The sequence below is a fragment of the Embleya hyalina genome, from assembly GCF_003967355.1.
Taxonomy (GTDB): Bacteria; Actinomycetota; Actinomycetes; order Streptomycetales; family Streptomycetaceae; genus Embleya; species Embleya hyalina.
Genome location: NZ_BIFH01000021.1, coordinates 280,738 through 301,851, shown reverse-complemented (window position 1 = coordinate 301,851; position 21,114 = coordinate 280,738). Strand labels below are relative to the sequence as shown.

The 21,114-nt window shown below is 73.3% G+C and carries 19 protein-coding genes; 14 read left to right on the top strand and 5 right to left on the bottom strand.

Annotated elements, in window-relative coordinates:
- Positions 1 to 29 precede the first annotated feature (29 nt).
- The 3 genes from EMA17_RS21975 (at position 30) to EMA17_RS21965 (ending at position 3,994) form a co-directional block, all read left to right on the top strand.
- Positions 30 to 986, top strand: a complete 957-nt coding sequence (locus tag EMA17_RS21975; RefSeq protein WP_126638784.1) for a carbohydrate kinase family protein — start codon at positions 30 to 32, stop codon at positions 984 to 986.
- Positions 986 to 2,296, top strand: a complete 1,311-nt coding sequence (locus tag EMA17_RS21970) for an alpha-glucosidase/alpha-galactosidase (protein ID WP_126638783.1) — start codon at positions 986 to 988, stop codon at positions 2,294 to 2,296. Before EMA17_RS21975 ends, EMA17_RS21970 begins: the two co-directional genes overlap by 1 nt.
- Positions 2,297 to 2,797: 501 nt before the next feature.
- Complete coding sequence (locus EMA17_RS21965) at positions 2,798 to 3,994, top strand: Gfo/Idh/MocA family protein (RefSeq protein ID WP_126638847.1); 1,197 nt, start codon at positions 2,798 to 2,800, stop codon at positions 3,992 to 3,994.
- Positions 3,995 to 4,029: 35 nt separating this feature from the next.
- Here EMA17_RS21965 and EMA17_RS21960 read toward each other — a convergent pair whose 3' ends face one another.
- Positions 4,030 to 5,283, bottom strand: coding sequence for a GNAT family N-acetyltransferase (locus tag EMA17_RS21960; protein WP_126638782.1), 1,254 nt, complete (start codon positions 5,281 to 5,283; stop codon positions 4,030 to 4,032).
- Between the two features lie 151 nt (positions 5,284 to 5,434).
- Here EMA17_RS21960 and EMA17_RS21955 point away from each other — a divergent pair, with 151 nt between their 5' ends.
- The 3 genes from EMA17_RS21955 to EMA17_RS21945 all read left to right on the top strand — a co-directional run bounded on the left by EMA17_RS21955 (position 5,435) and on the right by EMA17_RS21945 (position 7,831).
- Positions 5,435 to 6,628 carry an MFS transporter gene (locus tag EMA17_RS21955; RefSeq protein ID WP_160161495.1) on the top strand — a complete coding sequence of 398 codons (1,194 nt, stop codon included), beginning with the start codon at positions 5,435 to 5,437 and terminating at the stop codon, positions 6,626 to 6,628.
- 139 nt (positions 6,629 to 6,767) lie between these two features.
- A complete protein-coding gene (locus EMA17_RS21950; RefSeq protein WP_126638780.1) occupies positions 6,768 to 7,358 on the top strand; it encodes a CGNR zinc finger domain-containing protein in 591 nt (196 codons plus the stop codon).
- Positions 7,355 to 7,831, top strand: coding sequence for a protein-tyrosine phosphatase family protein (locus EMA17_RS21945; protein ID WP_126638779.1), 477 nt, complete (start codon positions 7,355 to 7,357; stop codon positions 7,829 to 7,831). The genes EMA17_RS21950 and EMA17_RS21945 overlap by 4 nt, the downstream gene beginning before the upstream one ends.
- On the opposite strand, the gene EMA17_RS21940 is transcribed toward EMA17_RS21945, so the two are convergent.
- Positions 7,828 to 8,802, bottom strand: a complete 975-nt coding sequence (locus EMA17_RS21940; RefSeq protein WP_246126815.1) for a polysaccharide deacetylase family protein — start codon at positions 8,800 to 8,802, stop codon at positions 7,828 to 7,830. The genes EMA17_RS21945 and EMA17_RS21940 overlap by 4 nt on opposite strands.
- Before the next feature lie 149 nt (positions 8,803 to 8,951).
- Between EMA17_RS21940 and EMA17_RS21935 the strand changes: the two genes are divergently transcribed.
- The 7 genes from EMA17_RS21935 to EMA17_RS21905 all read left to right on the top strand — a co-directional run bounded on the left by EMA17_RS21935 (position 8,952) and on the right by EMA17_RS21905 (position 17,180).
- Positions 8,952 to 9,626, top strand: coding sequence for a formylglycine-generating enzyme family protein (locus EMA17_RS21935; RefSeq protein WP_126638778.1), 675 nt, complete (start codon positions 8,952 to 8,954; stop codon positions 9,624 to 9,626).
- Positions 9,627 to 10,382: 756 nt separating this feature from the next.
- Entirely contained in the window at positions 10,383 to 11,855 is a 1,473-nt protein-coding gene (locus tag EMA17_RS21930) for a fumarylacetoacetate hydrolase family protein (protein WP_126638777.1), read from the top strand.
- A complete protein-coding gene (gene dapA / locus EMA17_RS21925; protein WP_126638776.1) occupies positions 11,852 to 12,790 on the top strand; it encodes a 4-hydroxy-tetrahydrodipicolinate synthase in 939 nt (312 codons plus the stop codon). Before EMA17_RS21930 ends, dapA begins: the two co-directional genes overlap by 4 nt.
- Positions 12,787 to 14,307: a 5-carboxymethyl-2-hydroxymuconate semialdehyde dehydrogenase gene (gene hpaE / locus EMA17_RS21920; protein ID WP_126638775.1), complete on the top strand. Its 1,521-nt coding sequence runs from the start codon at positions 12,787 to 12,789 to the stop codon at positions 14,305 to 14,307. The genes dapA and hpaE overlap by 4 nt, the downstream gene beginning before the upstream one ends.
- 151 nt (positions 14,308 to 14,458) lie before the next feature.
- A complete protein-coding gene (gene hpaD, locus EMA17_RS21915) occupies positions 14,459 to 15,577 on the top strand; it encodes a 3,4-dihydroxyphenylacetate 2,3-dioxygenase (protein WP_126638774.1) in 1,119 nt (372 codons plus the stop codon).
- 60 nt (positions 15,578 to 15,637) lie between these two features.
- A complete protein-coding gene (locus EMA17_RS21910; protein WP_126638773.1) occupies positions 15,638 to 16,396 on the top strand; it encodes an alpha/beta fold hydrolase in 759 nt (252 codons plus the stop codon).
- A 97-nt stretch (positions 16,397 to 16,493) separates the two neighbouring features.
- Complete coding sequence (locus tag EMA17_RS21905) at positions 16,494 to 17,180, top strand: GntR family transcriptional regulator (protein ID WP_246126814.1); 687 nt, start codon at positions 16,494 to 16,496, stop codon at positions 17,178 to 17,180.
- Between the two features lie 106 nt (positions 17,181 to 17,286).
- On the opposite strand, the gene EMA17_RS21900 is transcribed toward EMA17_RS21905, so the two are convergent.
- The 3 genes from EMA17_RS21900 to EMA17_RS21890 form a co-directional block, all read right to left on the bottom strand.
- A complete protein-coding gene (locus EMA17_RS21900; RefSeq protein ID WP_126638772.1) occupies positions 17,287 to 18,024 on the bottom strand; it encodes a polyprenol monophosphomannose synthase in 738 nt (245 codons plus the stop codon).
- Positions 18,025 to 18,216: 192 nt separating this feature from the next.
- On the bottom strand, positions 18,217 to 18,969 hold the full coding sequence (locus tag EMA17_RS21895; protein WP_126638771.1) for an SDR family NAD(P)-dependent oxidoreductase: 753 nt from the start codon (positions 18,967 to 18,969) through the stop codon (positions 18,217 to 18,219).
- On the bottom strand, positions 18,966 to 19,967 hold the full coding sequence (locus EMA17_RS21890) for a methyltransferase (RefSeq protein WP_126638770.1): 1,002 nt from the start codon (positions 19,965 to 19,967) through the stop codon (positions 18,966 to 18,968). Before EMA17_RS21890 ends, EMA17_RS21895 begins: the two co-directional genes overlap by 4 nt.
- Before the next feature lie 116 nt (positions 19,968 to 20,083).
- Here EMA17_RS21890 and EMA17_RS21885 point away from each other — a divergent pair, with 116 nt between their 5' ends.
- Positions 20,084 to 21,061 carry an aldo/keto reductase gene (locus tag EMA17_RS21885; protein ID WP_246126813.1) on the top strand — a complete coding sequence of 326 codons (978 nt, stop codon included), beginning with the start codon at positions 20,084 to 20,086 and terminating at the stop codon, positions 21,059 to 21,061.
- The last annotated feature ends 53 nt before the right edge of the window (positions 21,062 to 21,114 follow it).

The following is a 21,114-nucleotide window of genomic DNA, read 5'->3' as shown; positions in this document are numbered from 1 at the left end:
CATCCACCGCACACACCCGGGAAGCCCCGATGCCGCACACCTTCGACCTGCTCGTCCTCGGCGACGCCAATCCCGACGTCGTGGTCGGCCCCCTCGACCGGCCGTTGGCCTTCGGTCAGCACGAACACCTCGTCCCCACCGGCCTGCTCACCCTCGGCGGATCTGGCGCGATCACCGCCTGCGGCGCGGCCCGGCTGGGTCTGTCCGTCGCCATCGCCGGCCGCATCGGCGACGACGACGCGGGCCGCTTCGTGCGCGCCGCGCTCGCGGATCGGGGGGTGGACACCTCGGCGTTGCGCGTCGATCCGAGCCTGCCCACGCCGCTGACCACGGTGCTCACCCGCACCGACGGGGACCGGGCCATCGTCACCGCGCCCGGCACGCTGGCCGTGACCGGACCCGACGACGTGCCCGAGGAGTTGCTGACCCGGAGTCGGCACGTGCATGCCTCCTCCTACTTCCTGATGCCGCGACTCGCGCGGGCACTGCCCGCGCTGCTGGGCATCGCCCGCGCGGCCGGCGCCACCACCTCCCTGGACACCAACGACGACCCGGCCGGGCGCTGGGATCCCGGCGCGCTGGCCGCCGTACTGCCCACCGTGGACTACCTGTTGCCCAACGCACAGGAGGCCCGGGCGCTGGCCGGCTCCCCCGCCGCGACCACCGAACAGGCCGCCGCGCGGCTGGCCGGGCACGGACCCGTCGTGGTGGTCAAGGACGGCGGCGCCGGCGCCTTCGCGCACGACGGCGAGAACGTGCTGCGCACCCGGGGCGTCCCCGCCGACCCGGTGGACACCGTCGGCGCCGGCGACAGCTTCGACGCCGGTTTGATCGCCGCCCTGCTCGCCGGCGAACCCCTCGCCCGGGCCCTCGATTTCGCCGCCGCGTGCGGCGCCCTGTCCACCCGAGCAACCGGCGGCACCGCCGCCCAACCCACCCGGGACGAGGCGCTGGACGCGCTCGCCCGCAACGGAAAGAACCAGTGATGACCCGCACCAAGATCGTCTTCGTCGGCGCCGGCAGCGTCGTGTTCACCCAGGGCCTGTTGGCGGACCTGTTCGCCTTCCCGGAGCTGAAGGACGCGCACATCGCGCTGCACGACATCGATCCCGAACGCCTGGCCACCGCGCACGGCGCGGCCCGGCTGATCGCCGAAGAGCGGGGCGCGAGCCCGCTGATCACCGCGCACGCCGATCGCCGCGAGGCGCTGGTCGGCGCCCGGTTCGTGATCAACATCATCCAGGTCGGCATGCGCGAGGCCACCCGGACCGACTTCGAGGTGCCCGCCGGCTACGGCCTGCGGCAGACCATCGGCGACACCCTCGGCATCGGCGGCATCTTCCGCGCGCTGCGCACCTTCCCGGTGCTGCGCGCGCTGGGCGAGGACATCGCCGAACTGTGCCCGGACGCCTGGCTGCTCAACTACACCAACCCGATGGCGATGAACGTCGGCTACCTTCGGCGCGCCACCGGCCTGACCCGAGTGGTCGGCCTGTGCCACTCGGTCTACTGGACCATGCAGGGCCTGGCCGAACTGGTGGGCGTGCCCTACGAGGAGGTCGACTACCTCGCGGCCGGCGTCAACCACCAGGCGTGGGTGTTGCGCTTCGAACACGCCGGCGCCGACCTGTACCCCCGACTCGACGCGCTGATCGCCCGGGACGAGCAACTGCGGCGCCGGGTGCGGGTGGACATGTACCGCCGGCTCGGCTTCTACCCGACCGAGACCAGCGAGCACTCCAGCGAATACGTGCCCTGGTACCTGGGCCACGACAGCGAGATAAGCCGGCTGAGGCTGCCCGTCGGGGCCTACCTCGACATCGTCGACGAGAACGTCGCGGCCTACGAGAGCACCCGCGCCGCACTCGCCGCCGGGCGGCCGGTGTCGGTCGAGTCGACCATGGAGTACGCCCCGCAGATCATCCACAGCATCACCACCGGCACCCCGCGCACGGTCTACGGCAACGTGCCCAACCACGGCCTGATCGACAACCTCCCCACCGACGGCGTGGTCGAAGTCCCTTGCCTGGTGGACCGGTTGGGCGTACAGCCGACCCGAGTCGGCGCGCTGCCCGCGCAGTTGGCCGCGCTCAACCGCACCTACCTGAGCGTCAACGACCTGGTGGTGCGCGCCGCCCTGGAGGACGACCCCGGGCACATCCGGCACGCCGCGATGATCGACCCGGCCACCGCCGCCGTATTGCCCGTCGAACGCATCTGGGACCTGTGCGACGACCTGGTCCGCGCACACGGCGACCTGCTCCAGCCGGGCCTGCGGGCCACGCTCGGCCACTGAGATCCGGTGATCGACATGCCCACCGCGAAGCACAGCGAAGCCGCGAACCACCCCACCCCGAACTCACCGCCCGCCGCAGCACGTCAGCACCCACGCCCCAGACCGATCCCGAAGATCGACATGCCCGGCACGGACCGCAGCGAAGCCGCGAACCACCCCACCCCGAACTCACCGCCCGCCGCAGCACGTCAGCGCCCACAACCCGGACCGATCCCGGAAATCGACATGCCCGCCGCGAAGCGCAGCGAAGCCGCGAACCACCGCCCCTCGGACTCGCCGCCCGCTGCGGCGCGTCAGCGCCCACGACCCGGGCCAGCGCCGGTGATCGACGCGCGAAGCGCGGAGAGCGGCGGAGCCGCGAATTTTGGGTCGGGTGGCCCGGAGCGAAGCGGAGGGACACACGGCCCCGAGCGAGGGGCCGCTTTTTCTTGGAGGAGCGAAGCGGGGGAAAGAAAAAGTGGTCCCTCGCGAGCCGGCGCGAAGCGCCCAACAAACAGCCAACTGCGCCTCGGCGTAGTCGGGATCGGTCAGCGTGCCGGCCTGGCCGCGCCGGCGAATCGGGCGGGGGTGGCGCGGGTGGTCTCCTGCGCCGACCCCTCGCCGCGCGGTCGGGCCGACGCGCGCACCCTGTTCGGTCCGGACGTCGCGGTGCACGACGACCATCGGCGCATGCTCGACGACCGCCTCGACGCGGTGTTCGTCCTCACCCCCGACGATCGGCACGTCGAGCCCGCCCTGTTCTTCCTCGCCGCCGGCGTCCCGGTGTTCGTGGAGAAGCCGCTGGCCATCACGGTCGCCGACTGCGACCGGCTGCTGCGCGCCGCCCGCGACACCGGGACCCGGCTGTACGTCGGGCACAACCTGCGTCACCTGCCGGTGTTGCGGCGGATGCGGGCGCTGATCGACGAAGGGGTGATCGGGCGGGTGCGCTCGGTGTGGGTGCGGCACTTCGTCGGGCACGGCGGTGACTACTACTTCAAGGACTGGCACGCCGAACGCGCCCGGACCACCGGCCTGTTGCTCCAGAAGGGAGCGCACGACCTGGACGTGATCCACTGGTTGGCCGGTGGCTGGTCCCGCGATGTGGTGGCCATGGGCGACCTGGCGGTCTACGGTGCCAACCCGCGCCGGCCGGAGCCGGTCGGGGCGGCGCGGGTGGGAGACTGGTTCGCCCCGGAGGTGTGGCCGCCGAGCGCGCTCACCGGGCTGAATCCGGTGGTCGACGTGGAGGACGTCAGCCTGATGCTCAGCCGCCTGGACAACGGGGTGTTGGCCAGCTACCAGCAGTGCCACTTCACCCCGGACTACTGGCGCAACTACACCGTCATCGGCGACGAGGGCCGCATGGAGAACTTCGGCGACGGGCTGGAGGACGACCGGCCCGCGATCAAGGTGTGGAACCTGCGCCGTTCGGGCTACCGGTCCGACGCCGACCGCCACGAGTTCGTCGCCGCCGACGGGCCGCACGGCGGTGCGGACGCGGCGCTGGTGGCCGAGTTCCTGCGGTTCGCGGCCGAGGGCGGACCCACCCGCACCTCGCCGGTCGCCGCACGGGAGGCGGTGGCCGCCGGGGTGGCGGCCACCATGTCGCTGCGGGCGGGCGGGGCACGCACCGAGGTGCCGCCGCTCGCCCCGGACCTGGTGCGGTACTTCGCGGATCACCAGGCCGAACCGGGGGACCCGGCCGGCACCTCGTGACCCGGTGGTCCCCGTGACCCGGTGGTCCCCGTGGCTCAGTAGTCCTCGTGCGCGTACGGCAGCAGGTCGGTGCGGAGCGCCGCGTCCAGGCGGTGCGCCGCGCCGGGCGTGGTCTCGGTGACCAGTCCGGCGGCCACCAGCCGGCGGATCGGGGTGCCGCCCAGGTAGCACGTGGCCAACTCCCGTACGTCCACGGCCAGATCGGGTGCGGCGTCGGTGGCCGTGTAGGTCGCCCCGGTCGGGCCCGCAGCAAGCCGGAAGCGGCCCTGGTTCGCGGGCAGCGCGGCATCGCGCACGTCCAGGACCAGGTCCACCGGCGCCGCCCAGGACCGCGCGATGAGCGCGGTACGCACGTCGACCAGGCGCAGCCGCAGCGCCGGATACTGCCTGGTCACCCGCACCTGATGGCGGTCCCCGGCGAACTGCAGCAGCGGGTCGTCGAGCGGCCGGGCCCAGGCCACCACCTTGTCGATCAGGTCGATCGAGACGAGATAGGCCCACAACGCGGCGGCCACCGGGGCGTCCCGCGCCTCCAGTTCGAACACCTGGAGCACGTTGGCCGAGCCGGCGGGCCCCCTGACCTCCTCCACCCGGTAGACGACGTATCCGGCGGGGGTCTCGCCCCGCTCGCCGAGCGCGACGACCCGGATCGGCTCCTCGTCCTCGTCGTCGAGGAGCACCATGGTGCGCCACCACTCCTCGTCCCGGTCCAGCCGCCCGCCCCGCCTGCCCCGCTCCGCCGCGTAGACCGGACCGAGCAGACCCGGCGCCTTGGCCGGGTCGACCAGCCGCAACGGCCGGGGGTCGGGGGTGATGCGCAGGGCGAGCGGCCGGCGGGCGTCGATCTCGACGCTGCACCCGAGGGTTCCGTTGCCATAGCCGAACCGGCCGTAGATCGCGTCCTCGGAGGCCCACAGGCAGGACAGCGGCTGGCCGAGTTCGGCGCACCTGCGCCACTGTTCCGCGATCATCCGGGACAACACTCCGCGCCTGCGGTGGGTGGGCGCCACGGCGACGTAGTCGAGCCCGGCGCAGGGCAGTTCGCCGCCGGGCACGGTCAGCCGGAAGCGGTGCGCGACGACGGCGCCGACGAGGGCGTCGTCCTCGTAGGCGCCGATCCGCCCGCAGACGCGCAGCCTGTCCCGGTGTTGTTTGCGTTCGTCGGCAGAGTCCGCCTCGTGGAAGGCCAGATCGGCGAGATCCACGATGCGATCCACCTGCGACTTGGGGATTTCTCGGATGTCGAGAGTCACCCTCGTGACGCTAGCCGGGTCGGGTTCGCGGCGCATCGCGTTTTTCGCGGGCCCGCGCGGCCCGACCCCGGCCCATCCCCCACTTGAGGGATGGGCCGGGGCCCCCGCGCACGCGATCGTCGTCGACACACTCACCCGCGGACCCGAGAACGGTCACCCGCGGACCGAAACGGAAAAAGGAGCGGTCATGCGGCTGCGTTTGATCGTCCTGGCCGTCGGCACCTTCGCCATGGGCGTCGACACGTTCGTCATCGCGCCGATCCTGGGGCCGATGGCCGACGACCTCGACGTTTCCCGAACCGCGGCGGGGTGGCTGATCACCGCGTTCGCGCTCGCCTACGCCCTGGGCGGGCCGGTACTCGCCGCCGCCGTCGGACACCGGGCACCACGTGGCCTGTTGCTCGCCGGCCTCGCGGTCTTCGCCGTCGGCAACGCCCTGAACGCGGTCGTCGGCGACTACGGCCTCGCGATGATCGGCCGGGCCCTCGCCGGCGCCGGCGCCTCGCTCTACACCGTCAACGCCCTGGCGGTGGCCCGGGCGACCGCGCCGCCGGGGCGGGAGGGGCGGGCCACCTCGGTGGTCGTCGGCGGTCTGACCACCGCGATCGTGCTCGGTCTGCCGCTGGGCGCCTGGCTCGGCTCGACCACCGGCTGGCGCGTGGCGCTGTGGCTGATCGTCGGCCTCGCCGCGGTGGCCGGCGCGGGCATCGCCGCCGTGGTCCCCGACCTGCCGGGGCTGCCGCGTCGGACGCTGCGCGAACGGGTCGCGCCGCTCACGGACGTCCGGGTCGTGGTGATCCTCACCGCCACCCTGCTGTGCCTGAGCACCAGTTGGACCGTCTACACCTACTTCGACACGGTGACCCGACCGGCCACCGACGGCAACGCCGGACGCACCTCGCTGATCCTGCTGAGCTTCGGCGTCGGCGCGGTCTGCGGGAACTTCCTCGTCGGCCGCCTGGCCGACCGCTTCGGCCCCGAACGCACCATCGTGCTCGCCGCCCCGCTGCTCACCGCGGTCGCCGCCCTGGTGCCGGCGCTGTCCCGCTCGATGGCGGCGGCGTGTGTCGTGGTCCCGCTGTGGGGGCTGCTGCACTGGATGATCAACGTGCCGCAGCAGTTGCGGGTCACCTCCGCCGCCCCCGACGCGGTCCCGCTGGTCCTCGGCCTGCACCAGAGCACGATCTACCTCGGGATCAGCACGGGCGGCGCGGCCGGCGCGGCGGGCTTCGCGCTCGGCGGTCGTGCGGGCATCGGCTGGGCCGCGTTGGCCACGGGCGTGGTCGCGTCGGCGGTCCTGGCCTGGTCGTTGCGCGTCGGGACGGGGCCTCGGGACGAACTCCGGTCCGCTCCGGCCGAGGTGTCGGCGACATCGGGCTGAGCCCGGGTCCGGGACAACCCGTACGGCCGCGCCCCGGCGGGGCCGTACGGGTGCCGCGCCGGCCCATCCACGAGAGTCGGATGGAGTCGAGTAAGGGTTGTAGTCTCTCTTCAACGGTTACTTCGACGGAAGGCAACGTGTGCGCATCCCGATGGCCGACTACGTCGCCGGCGCGACGTTCGCGTCCGACCTGGTCAACACCTCACCCACGGTGCGTGCCGACACCGGCGACGCGCTCCCCGATCCGGCCGCGCTGGCTGATCTCCTCGCCGGGCACGGCCTGCGGCCGGACGCCCTGGTGGACAAGGGCGCGCCCACCGACCTCGACCTCCACACGATCCGACTGCTGCGCCGGGAGGTGCGCGGCGTCGTCGAGACCGAGACGGCGGAGCAGGCCGTCGCGGGCTCCGGCGTGCTCGTCGCCCGGGCCGGGCTCGCTCCCGTCCTGGACCGAACGGCCGACGGCGGCTGGCAGTGGTACGTCCCGACCGCGCCGGGGGCGTCGCTCGCCGACGAACTGGCCGCGTTCGTCGCGGTCGGGCTGTTCGGCGCCGTCCGCGCCCTCGGCCACGAACGTTTCCGCGCCTGCGCCGGCCCCGACTGCCGCGGCGTGTTCGTCGACACCAGTCGGGCCGGCCGGCGCCGCTACTGCCTGCCGGACCTGTGCGGCAACCGGGTCAACGTGGCCAACCACCGGGCCCGTCGGCAGCGGGCGGGGGTGGCCCGATGAGCGGCGCGATCGAGCAGCCGCCCCTGATCGGCGCGCTTCGCCTCCCCGACGGGGCCCGGATCCGGGCACGCGGGCTGCGCCTGCCGCGGCCGGCGGGTCCGACGCCCGGCTTCGGCCTCTATCTGGGCGACGAGCGGTTGCGCCGTCGCCACGACGAGGCGCTGACGTGGCCGCACGTGTGGCTCGACTGGCCCGACTTCCGGCTGCCGCGCGACCGGGACCGGGCGATCCGGGAGATCCGCGCGCTGCACGATCGGGCCCGCGCGGGCGAGGCGGTCGAGGTGGCCTGCGGAGGCGGCATCGGCCGCACCGGCACCGTCGTCGCGTGCCTGGCCGTACGCGCCGGCATCGCCCCCGCGGACGCCGTCGCCTGGGCCCGCGAACATCACCACCGCCGGGCCGTCGAGACGCCGTGGCAACGCCGCTGGGTGCGCCGCTTCCCGACGGACGGCTCCGTTTCGTCGACGCCCTAGAGGTAGTCGTCCAGCCGGGCCAGGGCGAAGCCCTGCGCGGTGGCCGTGTCCACGACGCGGCGCAACATCTGGGCCATGTCGCCCTTCCACTGCCCGGGGCCCCGGAAGTGGGTGAGGATGATGTCGCCCGGCTTGAGCCGGTGGTCGTAGCGATACTCGATCCGGTCCGGGAACGCCTCCTGGTTCCAGATCGGGAGCGCCACGATCCCGCACGACTGCGCCGCTCGCAGGGTGTCCTCGTTGAACTCCCCGTACGGCGGCCGGAACAGCCGCGACGCGACGCCGATCTCGCGTTCGGCGGCCTCCTGCTCCCCGCAGATCTCCTGCTGCTGGCGGGCGTAGCCCAGCTTCCGCAGGTCCGGATGGTTCACCGTGTGGTTGTTCACCGCGACGCCCTGCTCGTGCAGACCCCGGAAGTAGTCCCAGCCGCCTCGGGCCAGATAACCGCTGACGAACGCACTGAACGGCACACCCAGTTCGCGGGCCATCCGGGCGAACTCCGGGTCCTTCTCCGCGCCGTCGTCGACGGTGAGGAAGACCACCCGGTCCTGGGTGGGCACCCGGTGCACCACCGGCGGGAGATCGCCGTAGCGGGTCACGCCGGGACCCGACTTCAGCGCCGGCCGGGTGGCCGGCGGCGCGGGAGCCGCGATCGGCGCCTCGGCCAGGCCCCACTTCCGCGCGGCGGCGGCCCGACTCGCCGCGATCCGGGCGGCCTCCTCCCGCTCCGCGCCCAGCCGGGCGGCCCGGATCTGCGCCTCGGCCTGCTCCCGCGCGGCGTCCGGAATCGGCGCGCCGGGCGCGCCGGGCGCGTTCGCCGCCGCGACCGGCTGCCCCGCCTTGGCCCGCGGCGCGCCCGCGTCCTCGTCCGCGCACCCCGAACCGGCAAGGCAGGCACACAGGCCGAGCGCGACACCCCAACGGGTGAGCGCGCGCCACGACGGGGACCTCATCGCATCCACACAGCTCATGGCGCCCCTTGTTGCCCGCTCCCACGGACTTCGAACCCGGACGTTTGTTCGCCTCGAATCCCCCACACCTCGCCCGGCCGAACGAGCCGACGCCCCGAGCGATCGGCCCCGTGACGGTGCGCGAGCCGACCACGGCCAGGTTTTCGATCATGGACGCGACTGCGGACGACGCGATGGTCTCCCTCCCCGCCGGACGGGTCACCCTGTCCGATCGGCGTACACGGCGCAGCTGGTCGGTCGACGTCGCGCCGTTCCGGTTGGCGGTGTTCCCGGTCACCCGGGCGCGGTACGCGCGGATCACCGGCGAGCGCCCGAGTACCGCCGTCGGGGCCCGGCTGCCGGTCGAGGAGGTGTCCTGGCACGACGCGGTGCGTTTCTGCAACGCCCTGTCCGCGCATGAGGGCCTCGCCCCGGCGTACCGCCTCGCGCCGGACGCCGAGCGGGTCGCCTGGGACACCTCGACCGACGGCTATCGGCTGCCGACCGAGGCCGAGTGGGAGTACGCCTGCCGCGCCGGAACCACCGGTCCGCACCACGGTCCGCTCGACGACATCGCCTGGTATCGCGCCAACTCGGCGGAGCGGATCCACGACGTGGGCGGCAAGCAGCCCAATCCGTGGGGCCTGTACGACATGCTCGGCAACGTCTGGGACTGGTGCTGGGACGTGTACGACGCCGAAGTGTACGGCGAATACCGGGTGTTGCGCGGTGGCGGCTGGTTCGACGAACACTGGAGCCTGCGCGCCGGCGCCCGCAGGCGCAGCCACCCGAGCTACCGCGTCGACGATGTGGGATTCCGCGTCGCCCGTTCGATCCTGCCCTGAGCGGGCGGCCTCGCCGGGCAGCCTGCGGCGGCGCGACTTCCTTACCGTCGAGGGCATTTCGGCAGCCGCTTCGGGGCCCGCCCGACACAGACGGTATCGCGGGGCGGGTGGGGGGCGGCCCGGCGGGCGGACGGGGGGCCGGACGCCGGGCCGCGGCGGGCCCGGCCACGGGGGGAGCCGGCGCCCACTCGCACCACTTTCCGCCCCGGCACCGGTGCCGCACAAGCCCGAACACGCCGGCACCGAAGGATACCCGGCCGACGCACGCCGTGGGAGCGCGCTCATCGGCCTCCGGCGCACCCCGGCGCACACCCGGCCCGGGTACGGGCCGATCCGGTGCCTCCCGCCGAACCCGCCCGAAGCCCCGACCCGGCCCACGCCGACCGGCCCCGACGCGCCGTCGAATCGCGGCCCCGCGCCGCCGCCCGGCAGGCGATCGTGACCGACCGGACCGCGGCCGAGGCAGGCCCGGGCATCGGCTCGGGGTCGCTCGATGCGGCGGGATCGGCCATCGCCGATCGCGACGACAACCGCCGGGACCGACCCGACCCCGCCCGGGGCCGGGTCCTCGTCGTGCCCGCCCCTCTCCACCCCTCCCTCTCTCCGCCCGAACAAGCGTGCCCCTCCGGGTGGTTGACAGTGGAACCGAGATCACCTCTATTATTCTATCCGGAATCATATACGTTCCAAGATGGCATCGCCGATCCGGCGGGCGGTACCAGGCACGAAGGGCGGTGGCGAGTGACGCAGGACGCGGTGACCGCATCGACGGGACGGCGGCCCGGCAAGGTGCTGGCCGTACACCTGAACTATCCCTCCCGGGCCCGCCAACGCGGCCGTGTCCCCGAGCATGCCTCCTACTTCCTCAAACCGGGCAGCTCGCTCACCGGATCCGGCCGTGTCGAGCGCCCGGCGGGCCTCGAACTGCTGGGCTTCGAGGGCGAGATCGCCCTGGTCGTCGGCCGCGCCGCGCATCGGGTGACCCCGGCGGAGGCCTGGGCGCACATCGGCTGGGTCACCGCCGCCAACGACCTCGGCCTGTACGACCTGCGGCACGCGGACAAGGGCTCCAACGTGCGGGCCAAGGGCGGCGACGGCTTCACCCCGCTGGGGCCCGCCCTGCTGCCCGCGGCCGAGCTGCGTCCCGACGCGCTGCGCGTACGCACCTGGCTGGACGGCGAGTTGGTCCAGGAGGACACCACCGCGACCCTGCTCTTCGGCTTCGCCCACCTGATCGCGGACCTGTCCCGGCTGCTCACCCTGGAGGTGGGCGACGTGATCCTGACCGGCACCCCGGCCGGCGCCGGCGTGGCCGAGGTCGGGCAGCGCATCGAGGTCGAGGTGGACAGCCTCGACGACCCGACCCGCTGCACCGGCCCGCTGCGCACCGACGTGGTCGCCGGTCCCGCGCTCGCCGACTGGGGCACCCCGCCGCGCGTCGACCCGGCCACCCGCGCCGACGCCCACGGCACCGTGCCCGACCTCGCGCTCACCGACGACCTGCGCACCCGGCTCGGTCGGGTCGCGGTGGCCACGCTCAGCGTGCAGTTGCGCGCCCGCGGCTTCGACACCGTCTCCATCGACGGCGTGCGTCCGCTCACCCCCGGCACCCGCCTGGTCGGCACCGCCCGCACCCTGCGCTACGTCCCGTTCCGCAAGGACCTGTTCGCCGCCCACGGCAACGGCCACACCGCGCAAAAACGTGCCGTCGACAGTCTCGAACCCGGCCAGGTCCTGGTCATGGAGGCCCGCGGCGTGGACACCGCCGGAACCCTGGGCGACATCCTGGCCCTGCGCGCCCGCACGCTCGGCGCCGCCGGGATCGTCACCGACGGCGCGGTCCGCGACAGCGCCGCCGTCGCCGCCCTGGGCCTGCCCGTACTGGCCGCCGCCGCCCACCCCGCCGTGCTCGGCCGCCGGCACGTGCCCTGGGACGTCGACGTCACCGTCTCCTGCGGCGGCGCCACCGTACAGGTCGGCGACGTCGTGGTCGCCGACCACGACGGCGCGGTGGTGATCCCGCCCGCCCTGGTGGCCGAGGTCCTGGCGGCCGCCGAGGAGCAGGAGGCGCGCGAGCGCTTCATCACCGAACAGGTCGCCCGGGGAGCCGCGTTGGCCGGCCTGTACCCCATCGGCCCCGACTGGGAACCCGCCTACCGCGCCTGGCGGGCCGCGCTGCCGCCCACCCACGACCCGGCTTCGCCCATCACCCGCGAGGAGTACCGATGAAGTACCGCGCCGACCCGTCCCTGATCCGCGGCTCGATCGCACCGCTGGTCACCCCCTTCACCCCCGACGGCGCCCTCGACACGGCCACACTGCGCCGCCTGGTCCGCTGGCAGCTCGCGGCCGGCTCGCACGGGATCTCGCTCGGCGGCTCGACCGGCGAGCCGTCCGCGCAGAGCCTGGCCGAACGGGCCGAGGCGATCCGGGTGGTCGCCGACGAACTCGACGACCGGGCGCCGTTCGTGCCGGGCACCGGGTCGACCAAACTGGAGGAGACGCTGGAGTTGACCGGCGTCGCCCGGGACGCGGGCGCCGACGCCGTGCTGGTGATCACCCCCTACTACGCGCGCCCCACCCAGGACGCGCTGTTCTCCTGGTACTCCACCGTCGCCCGCGAATACCCCGACCTGCCGGTGGTGATCTACAACGTGCCGAGCCGCACGGCGGTGGACATCGATCCGCCGACCGTGGCCCGGCTCTTCCGCGCGCACGAGAACATCGTCGGCATCAAAGAGACCACCAGGGACTTCGAGCACTTCTCCCGGGTGATGGAGGCGGCCGGCCCCGAACTCCTGGTCTGGTCCGGCATCGAACTCCTGTGTCTGCCCGTGCTGACCCTCGGCGGCGCGGGCTTCGTCTCCGCGCTCGCCAACATCGCGCCCGCCGCGGTGGCCGAGATGTACGAGGCTTATCAGCAGGGCGATCTCGGTCGGGCCCGCGAACTGCACTACGCCGTGCAGCCGTTGGTGGACCTGCTGTTCGTGGAGACCAACCCGGCGCCGGCGAAGTGGCTGATGCACCGGCGCGGCCTGCTCGGCTCCGACCTGGTCCGCCCCCCGCTGCTGCCGCTGTCCGAATCCGGCCGGACCGCCGTGTCCACCCTCGCGCAGAGCCGGTTCGACCTGCTGACCGACCCCGCCCTTGGAGAATCCGCATGAGCACCACCACGACGACGCCCGTCGAGCCCGCCGAGGTGCCCGCCGGGCTGCCCACCCGGCTGCGTCACTTCATCGACGGCCGGCACGTCGACTCCCTGGACGGCGCCACCTTCGAGGTCTGCGCCCCGGCGTCGAACCTGCCCTACGCCACCGCCGCCGCGGGCAAGGCCGCCGACGTGGCCGCCGCGGTGGCCGCCGCCCGCCGAGCGTTCACCGCCGGTCCGTGGCCGCGACTGCCCGCCAGGGAACGGGCCGTGGTGCTCAACCGCATCGCCGACGAGGTCGAGCGACGCGATGCGCGGCTGGCCGAACTGGAGACCTTCGACACCGGCCTGCCGATCACCCAGGCACTCGGCCAGGCGCAGCGCGCCGCCGAGAACTTCCGCTTCTTCGCGGATCTGATCGTCGGTCAGACCGACGAGGCGTATCAGGTGCCGGGCCGCCAGCTCAACTACGTGCACCGCCGACCGGTCGGCGTCGCCGGGCTGATCACGCCGTGGAACACGCCGTTCATGCTGGAGTCGTGGAAGCTGGCGCCGGCCCTGGCGGCGGGCTGCACCGTGGTGCTCAAGCCGGCCGAGTTCACCCCGCTGTCCGCGTCGTTGTGGGCCGACATCCTCACCGAGGCGGGCCTGCCCCAAGGTGTGTTCAACCTGGTCGGCGGGATCGGCGAGGAGGCGGGCGCGGCCCTGGTCGAGCACCCCGACGTGCCGCTGATCTCGTTCACCGGGGAGACCACCACCGGGCGCACCATCTTCGCCGCCGCGGCCCGACACCTGAAGGGGTTGTCGATGGAACTGGGCGGCAAGTCACCGGTGATCGTCTTCGCCGACGCCGACCTGGACGACGCGATCGACGCCGCGCTGTTCGGCGTGTTCTCGCTCAACGGCGAGCGCTGCACCGCCGGTTCGCGAATCCTGGTCGAGCGCGGGGTGTACGAGGAGTTCGTCGAGCGCTTCGCCGCACGGGCCGAGCGGATCGTGGTCGGTTCCCCCGCGGATCCGGCCACCGAGGTCGGCGCGCTGGTGCATCCGGAGCACTACGAACGGGTGTTGGCGTATGTCGAGGTGGGTCGCGGCGAGGCGCGCCTGGTCGCCGGCGGCGGCCGTCCGGCACACCTGCCGACCGGCAACTACCTGGCGCCGACCGTGTTCCGCGACGTGCCGGCCGATGCCCGGATCTTCCGGGAGGAGATCTTCGGTCCCGTCGTGGCGCTGACCCCCTTCGACGACGAGGCGCACGCGGTGGAGCTGGCCAACGCGGTCGACTACGGCCTGGCCGGCTACGTGTGGACCAACGACATCCGCCGCGCGCACCGGGTGGCCCACCGGGTCGAGTCGGGGATGGTGTGGATCAACTCGCACAACGTGCGGGACCTGCGCACCCCGTTCGGCGGGATCAAGGCATCCGGCCTGGGTCACGAGGGCGGCCACCGCTCGATCGACTTCTACACCACGCAGCAGGCGGTGCACGTGGCCATGGCGCCGCTGCACACCGCCCGGTTCGGCGCCGCGTGACGACCGGGTGAACCGCGCGCGATCCGGCCGTCGGTTCGCCCTCGGCCGTATCCGCGCAGGTCGCTCGCTTGCTAGGTTCCGCACAGCTCCCGAAACCGGTTTCCGCACGACCTCTCGAACCGAACAGCGCGTCGAACAGGAGGAGAGCCCCATGACCACTCCCGCCGTTCCGCCCCCGCCGCCCGTACCCACCGTCCGGCCCGGCACCCCCGCCCCCACGCCCGAGCCGGGGGCGATACCCCCGCCCGACATCGTCCGGGCCGCCTACGCCGAGCTGGTCGTCACCGACCCCGCCGCGTCCCGGGAGTTCTACGTCGACCTGCTCGGCCTGGTGGTCACCCACGAGGACGAGGACACGGTGTACCTGCGCGCCTTCGAGGAGTACCTGCACCACTCGCTGGTCCTGCGCCGCGGCGACGGCGCGGCGCTGGCCGCGCTCGCGTACCGGGTGCGCTCGCCCGGGGAGGTCGACGCGGCCGAGCGCTACTACCGGGCCCTGGGCGTACCGGTGGAGCGCCGCGCGGCGGGCGCCACCCGGGGGATCGGCCCGGCGGTGCGGGTGCTGGACCCGCTGGGGTTCCCGCTGGAGTTCTTCTACGAGGCCGAGCACGTACCGCGTCTGCATCAGGACTACGACCTGCACGGCGCGGGCGCGATCGCCCGGCTCGACCACTTCAACATCGTGGTTCCGGACGTGGCGCGGGCCGAACGCTACTACCGCGCCCTGGGCTTTCGGGTGACCGAGGACATCCGGGGCGCGGACGACACGCTGTACGCGTCCTGGCTGCACCGCAAGGACACGGTGCACGACATCGCGCTGACCGGCGGCGACGGTCCCCGGCTGCACCACATCGCGTTCAGCACCCACGAGCGCGGCCAGGTGCTGCACGTGTGCGACCTGCTGGGCGCCCGGCGTCGGTCGGCGCACATCGAGCGCGGTCCGGGGCGCCACGGGGTGTCCAACGCGTTCTACGTGTACGTGCGGGATCCGGACCTGCACCGCGTGGAGATCTACACCACCGACTACTACACCGGGGATCCCGATCACCCGGTGCTGTCCTGGGACGTGCGGGACAACCAGCGGCGCGACTGGTGGGGCAATCCGGTGGTGCCGTCCTGGTACGCGGAGGCGTCCACCGTGCTGGACCTGAACGGGAAACCGCAGCCGGTGTTCGCCCGGGAGGAGAACCACGAGGCGGAGGTGACGGTCGGCGCCGACGGCTTCTCGTTCGCGCGTGACACATCACCGCAGGTCGGGTCCCCGTCGTGAGCGTCCGCCACTGGTGTAAGATCCGAAATCGTATCCGAAATAGTCGAGTGGAGAAGTAGGATGCGCACACGGCAGCCCCTCGCCGTCACCACCTATCCGAGTGCCGGGCCCTCCGAGGACGTCGGGGAGTCCGAGCAACCCCCGGTGCTGCTCGTGCACGGGTTCTGCTCCGACGCCCGCCGCTCCTGGCTGGAGACGGGCATGGTGTCGGCGTTGATCGACGCCGGCCGCACCGTCATCGCGCCGGACCTGCGCGGACACGGCGCCAGTCCGGCCCCGACGAGCGGCGACGAGGCGGACGCGAACACCACCGTCGACGACCTGCTCGCCGTGCTCGACGCGTACGGCGCGGACCGGGTCGACATCATCGCCCACTCCCTCGGCGCCCGACTGATCTGGGCGTTGGCCGAACGCGCGCCGGAGCGGGTGGGCCGCGTGGCGTTCGGCGCGATGAGCCCGGTCGAGCCGTTCGCCGCCGTGGACGTCGCGGAACTGCGCCGGCTCGTACACGGCGAGGCGGCCGCCGCCGATCCGCTCACCGGGATGATCGCGGGCCTGATCCGCGCCGAGGGCGACCGCGCCGACGGGCTGGTCACGTGCGTCGAGGGCCTGCGGAGCACACCCTTCGAGCCCACGCCGTGGGCCGGCCGCACCCCGCCGTGCTTCGTGGTCGGTTCCGACGACCCGATGACCCGCGACATCGACGCGCTGGTCGCGGCGGCCACCGGATCGCACACGGTCGTGGTGGCCGGCGATCACCACGGCGTCCTGGCCAACCCCAACTTCCACGGCCTGGCCGTGTCGGTCGTCGGCCGCTGACCCATCCGCCGCATACCGCGCCGCACCGGACCACACCGGGCCGGGACACCGTGTCCCGGCCCGCCACCGTGTCCGGTCGAGACTGAGGAGACCGTAGTTGAGCCCCGCAAAGGCAACCGCCGCGAGCAAGGCGTCGAAGTCGTCCAAGTCGGAGATGTGTTACGAGCTGCTGCGCGGCCGGATCCTGGACGGCACCTACGGCCCCGGGTACCGGCTGGTGTTCGACCAGCTCGCCCGCGAGGCGGGAGTCAGCACCATCCCGCTGCGCGAGGCGGTGCGCCGGCTCCAGTCCGACGGCCTGGTGGAGATCGTCCGCAACGTCGGCGCCCGGGTGGCCGTGTTCGACCGCTCCCAGGTCGAGCACTCGCTCAACGTGCTGGCCCGCCTCGAGGGCTACGCGACGGCGATCTCGGCGCCGCTGATGAGCCCCGAGAACATCGCCGAGGCGAGGGCGATCAACGACCGGATGGTCGAGGCGCTGGCCGACTTCGACCCGACCGCGTTCACCGCGCTCAACCGGAGGTTCCATTTCTCGCTCTACGCGCATTGCCCCGATCGGCACCTGAACGCGCTGCTCGAATCCGAGTGGGCCCGCCTGGACCACATGCGCCGCTCGACCTTCACCTACGTCCCCGGTCGGGCCCGCACCTCGGTGCGCGAACACGAGCACCTGCTCGACCTGATCGGCGCCGGAGCCGACCCCGGGGAGATCGAACGCGCCGCCTGCGCCCACAAGATCGCCACCGCCGCGGCCCTGCACCAGGCCAAGACCGGGACGCCGTAGCGGAGGCCCGGGAACCCCGGGCGCACCGACCGCGGGGCGCCGAAGGCCCCGGCCGACTCGGCCGGGGCCCGGGTACGCCGGCCGCGGCCGGAGCGAGGTCGCGCCGTCAGCCCACCTTGCGCCCGAACCGCAATTTCCACGGCGTGAGGGCGGATTCGATCTGCACGGCCAGGCTCATCTTCGACGCGCCCTCGGCCCGTTCCTCGAAGCGGATCGGCACCTCGACGATCCGCGACCCGCGTTGGACGGCGCGGTGGTTCATCTCGACCTGGAACGAGTATCCGTTGCTGTGGATCGACGGCAGGTCGATCGCCCGCAGCGTCGTCGCCCGCCACGCCTTGAACCCGGCGGTGGCGTCCTTGACGCCCAGCCGCAGAATGGCGTTGACGTAGTGGTTCGCCCACGTCGACAGGGCCTTGCGGTACCAGGCCCACTCCGCGGCGGTCGAACCGCCGCGCACGTACCGCGAGCCGATCACCACGGCGGCGTCCCCGGTGCGCAGTGTGTCGAGCATGGTCGGGATCACCGCGACGGGGTGCGAGAGGTCGGCGTCCATCTGGATCACCACGTCGGCGCCCTCGTCCAGCGCGCGGGTGATCCCGGCGACGTAGGCGCGGCCGAGCCCGTCCTTCTCCCTGCGGTGCAACACCCCGACGAACCCCGGGGACTCCGTGGCGAGCTTGTCCGCCACCTCGCCGGTCCCGTCGGGCGAGTTGTCGTCCACCACGAGCACGTGCAGGTTCGGCAGGCGCAGATCCGCGAGCAGGCCGACCAGGACGGGCAGGTTCTCCCGCTCGTTGTAGGTGGGAACGACGACGACGATCCTCGCGAAGGTCTCTACCACGAGCCGGTTCCCGCGCGATCTCCCGGAACATCACGCGGCGGCGCCCAGGCGCCGGCGGACGACAGGTCTGTGTGCATGAGGCGCGAGTCTATCGGCGCACGGGCGCCGGCCGTCCGCACCCGATCGGCGTGTCCGCCCGCGCGCGGACGGCCGCACGGCGACCGGGAGCGGTTCCCGGTCGCCGTGGCCGGCTCAGACCAGCAGTTGGCCGCCGTCGACCTGGACGATCGTGCCGGTGATGTGCGCGGCGGCGGGTGAGGCCAGGAACACCGCGAGCGGGGCGACGTCCTCGGGGACCGCGATGCGGCCGAGCGGGATCCGGGACTCCCACGCCTGCCGGGCCTGCGGGTCGTCCATCAGGCCGGCCGTCATCGGGGTGTGCACCGGGCCGGGCGCCACGCCGTTGACCCGGATGCGGTGCGGGGCCAGCTCGATCGCGCCGGTGCGGGTGAGCGCGTCCACCGCGGCCTTGGTGGCCTCGTAGTGACCGAGGCCGGCGGTGGGTTGCCGGGCACCGATCGAGCTGATGTTGACGATCGCGCCGCCCGCGTCCTCGGCGATCATCCGGCGGGCCGCCGCCGCGGTGACGGTGAACGTGCCGCGCAGGTTGACCGCCACCACGGTGTCGAACACCTCGATCGGCAGGTCGACCAGGAGCCCGCCGCCGGCGACCAGGCCGGCGTTGTTGACCAGGACCGCGAGCGGGCCCACCTCGGCGAGCACCCGGTCCAGGGCGGCGGCCACCGACGCGGGGTCGGTGATGTCCATCGCGACCGCGGTGCCGCCGATCTCCTCGGCGACCTTGTCGGCCGCGGCGGCGTCGACGTCGGCGATCACGACCCGGTCGCCGCCCTCGGCGAAGGCGCGCGCGACGGCCGCGCCGATCCCGCTCGCGCCGCCGGTGACCACGACCACCCGGCCCGGCCCGGCGTCCGGGGCGGTCATCGGGCCTCCGCCACGATCACCCGGGGGCTGCCGGGCAGTTCGAGCACGTCCACCGGGTGCCAGCCGGCCTCGACGAGCCATTCCTCGACCTCGGCCCGCGGATACACCGTGGTGCCGTCGATGACCAGGTACTCCCCGGCGTGCAGGGTGTCGATCAGGCGCGGCGTCCCGGTCGGCTCCAGGAAGAAGTCGAGCAGCAGCAGCCGGGCCCCGGGGTCGGCGGCCTTGCGCGCCGCCGCCACGATCCGCCGGTTGTGCTCGGCGTCGAAGCGGTGCACCACGTGTTCGAGCAGCACCAGGTCGAAGCCGGTGGGCACCTCGCCGGACAGCGGGTCGCCGCCGATCACCTCGACCCGGTCCTCGACGCCGGCGGCGGCCAGGGTGTTCTCCGCGTGCCCGACGAGGTCGCCGTCGGACAGGAACGTCGCGGACAGTTCGGGGTGCGCGCGCAACGCCTCGGCCAGGAACGAGCCGGACAGCCCGGCCAGATCCAGCACCCGCCGGTGGGCGCCGAAGTCGTAGACCCGGGCCAGCATCGTCGCGTGCAGCGCGTTGTAGGTCATCACGCCGCCGAGGAAGGTGCCGAGCCGGTCGCCGCCGAGGTCGAGCGGTGCGGGGCGGGCGGTGCGCGAGGTCTCCCCGAAGCCGAGCCAGTGCGGGTAGCTGACGCCGTCGAGGAAGGTCAGGAACGGACGCAGGTCCACGCCCTCCCCCGAGCCGGCGAGATGGTGCGCGGTGGCGGGCGAGTTGGCGTAGCCGGCGTCGCCGCGCTCCAACAGGCCCAGACCGACCATGCTGTCGGCCAGGATCAGCGCGGTCCTCGCGGGCAGTCCGGTACGGGCGACGATCTCGTCGAGCGGCGCGGGGCCGTCGGCCAGGGCCGCGAACAGTCCGGCCTCCCCGGCCGCGAACAACTGCTTGGCGGCCATGTATCCGATCGCGACGTCGACGATGGGAGCCGGATCGACGGCGGCCCGGGCGTCCGAGGGAACTGGCATGCGGATCTCCTCGAGGGCAGGAAGTTGGTATCTGGAATGCTATATGATTACCGATGCCATCAACAATGCCGATCTTCGCATCCGCGCCGCACGCCCGAACCACCCCTGGAGGACCCGTGACGCTCTCCCCCGGCATCAGCCCCGTTCCCCGTCGCCGCCTCGGCGCGCACGGCCCCGACGTACCGGTCCTGGGCCTCGGCTCGTGGAACACGTGGGACCGGATGCGTCCCGCCGACGCCGTCGCGCTGATCCTGGACGCGCTGGAGCACGGCGTGGAGTTGTTCGACGTCGCGCACTACGACATGGGCCCGCACGCGGAGAACGCCCGCACGGACCTGATCTTCGGGGAGGCGATCCGCGAGGCGGGGGTGGCCCGCGAGGACTGGCTGCTGTGCGGCAAGCTCTGGCTCTGGGAATACCCGAGGAAGGGCTTCGCCGAGCAACTGGAGGTCGCCCTGGACCGGGTCGGCACACATCGCGCCGACCTGGTCGTGGTCGGCGACTTCTTCGGCGAGTTGCCCATCCCGGCCGTGGTCACCGACGTCGCCGAGCAGATCGCGGCCGGCCGGTTCACCGCGTGGGGCGTCAACAACTGGTCGGCGCGCGACGTGTGGACCGCCCGCCGGTTCGCCGCCGCCGAGGGCCTGACCCCGCCGACGTTCGCCCAACTCAAGTACAGCCCGGCCCGCCGGGCGGTGGCCGAGGGCGCGCCGTTCGCCGAACTCTTCGCCGACGGCCTGGCGTTGCAGGCGTCCGACGTCCTGGAGGGCGGCATCCTGGCGGGCAACCTGCACCCGCGACGCAAGATCGGCGCGGACCCCGGCAACCTCCGCGACCGCATCCGCGAGGTCTACCCGAAACTCGCGCACGCGGCGGCCGAGTTCGACGCCACGCCCGCCCAGCTGGCCATCGCCTTCTGCCTCACCCACCCGGCGGTCGCCACAGTGCTCTTCGGCGCCAGCCGCATGTCCCAATGGCGGGACAACCTCGCGGCATTGGCCCTGGTCACCAAACACGGCAACACCCTCCGCGAGTCCATGACGGACATCTGGGTGGACGCCGACACCATGAACCCGGCAGCCTCCGGCGCCTGACCCCACACAAACCCTCACCACCAACCAACACCAGGCCCCACCCGGAGTCCCCC

Coding starts and splice junctions, on each gene's coding strand:
- hpaD (WP_126638774.1), top strand. CDS start 14,459: ATGACCACTCCCGCCGTTCCGCCCCCGCCGCCCGTACCCACCGTCCGG.
- EMA17_RS21945 (WP_126638779.1), top strand. CDS start 7,355: ATGAGCGGCGCGATCGAGCAGCCGCCCCTGATCGGCGCGCTTCGCCTC.
- EMA17_RS21910 (WP_126638773.1), top strand. CDS start 15,638: ATGCGCACACGGCAGCCCCTCGCCGTCACCACCTATCCGAGTGCCGGG.
- EMA17_RS21970 (WP_126638783.1), top strand. CDS start 986: ATGACCCGCACCAAGATCGTCTTCGTCGGCGCCGGCAGCGTCGTGTTC.
- EMA17_RS21895 (WP_126638771.1), bottom strand. CDS start 18,969: ATGACCGCCCCGGACGCCGGGCCGGGCCGGGTGGTCGTGGTCACCGGC.
- EMA17_RS21890 (WP_126638770.1), bottom strand. CDS start 19,967: ATGCCAGTTCCCTCGGACGCCCGGGCCGCCGTCGATCCGGCTCCCATC.
- EMA17_RS21935 (WP_126638778.1), top strand. CDS start 8,952: ATGGACGCGACTGCGGACGACGCGATGGTCTCCCTCCCCGCCGGACGG.
- hpaE (WP_126638775.1), top strand. CDS start 12,787: ATGAGCACCACCACGACGACGCCCGTCGAGCCCGCCGAGGTGCCCGCC.
- EMA17_RS21960 (WP_126638782.1), bottom strand. CDS start 5,283: ATGCGCCGCGAACCCGACCCGGCTAGCGTCACGAGGGTGACTCTCGAC.
- EMA17_RS21955 (WP_160161495.1), top strand. CDS start 5,435: ATGCGGCTGCGTTTGATCGTCCTGGCCGTCGGCACCTTCGCCATGGGC.
- dapA (WP_126638776.1), top strand. CDS start 11,852: ATGAAGTACCGCGCCGACCCGTCCCTGATCCGCGGCTCGATCGCACCG.
- EMA17_RS21940 (WP_246126815.1), bottom strand. CDS start 8,802: ATGAGCTGTGTGGATGCGATGAGGTCCCCGTCGTGGCGCGCGCTCACC.
- EMA17_RS21975 (WP_126638784.1), top strand. CDS start 30: ATGCCGCACACCTTCGACCTGCTCGTCCTCGGCGACGCCAATCCCGAC.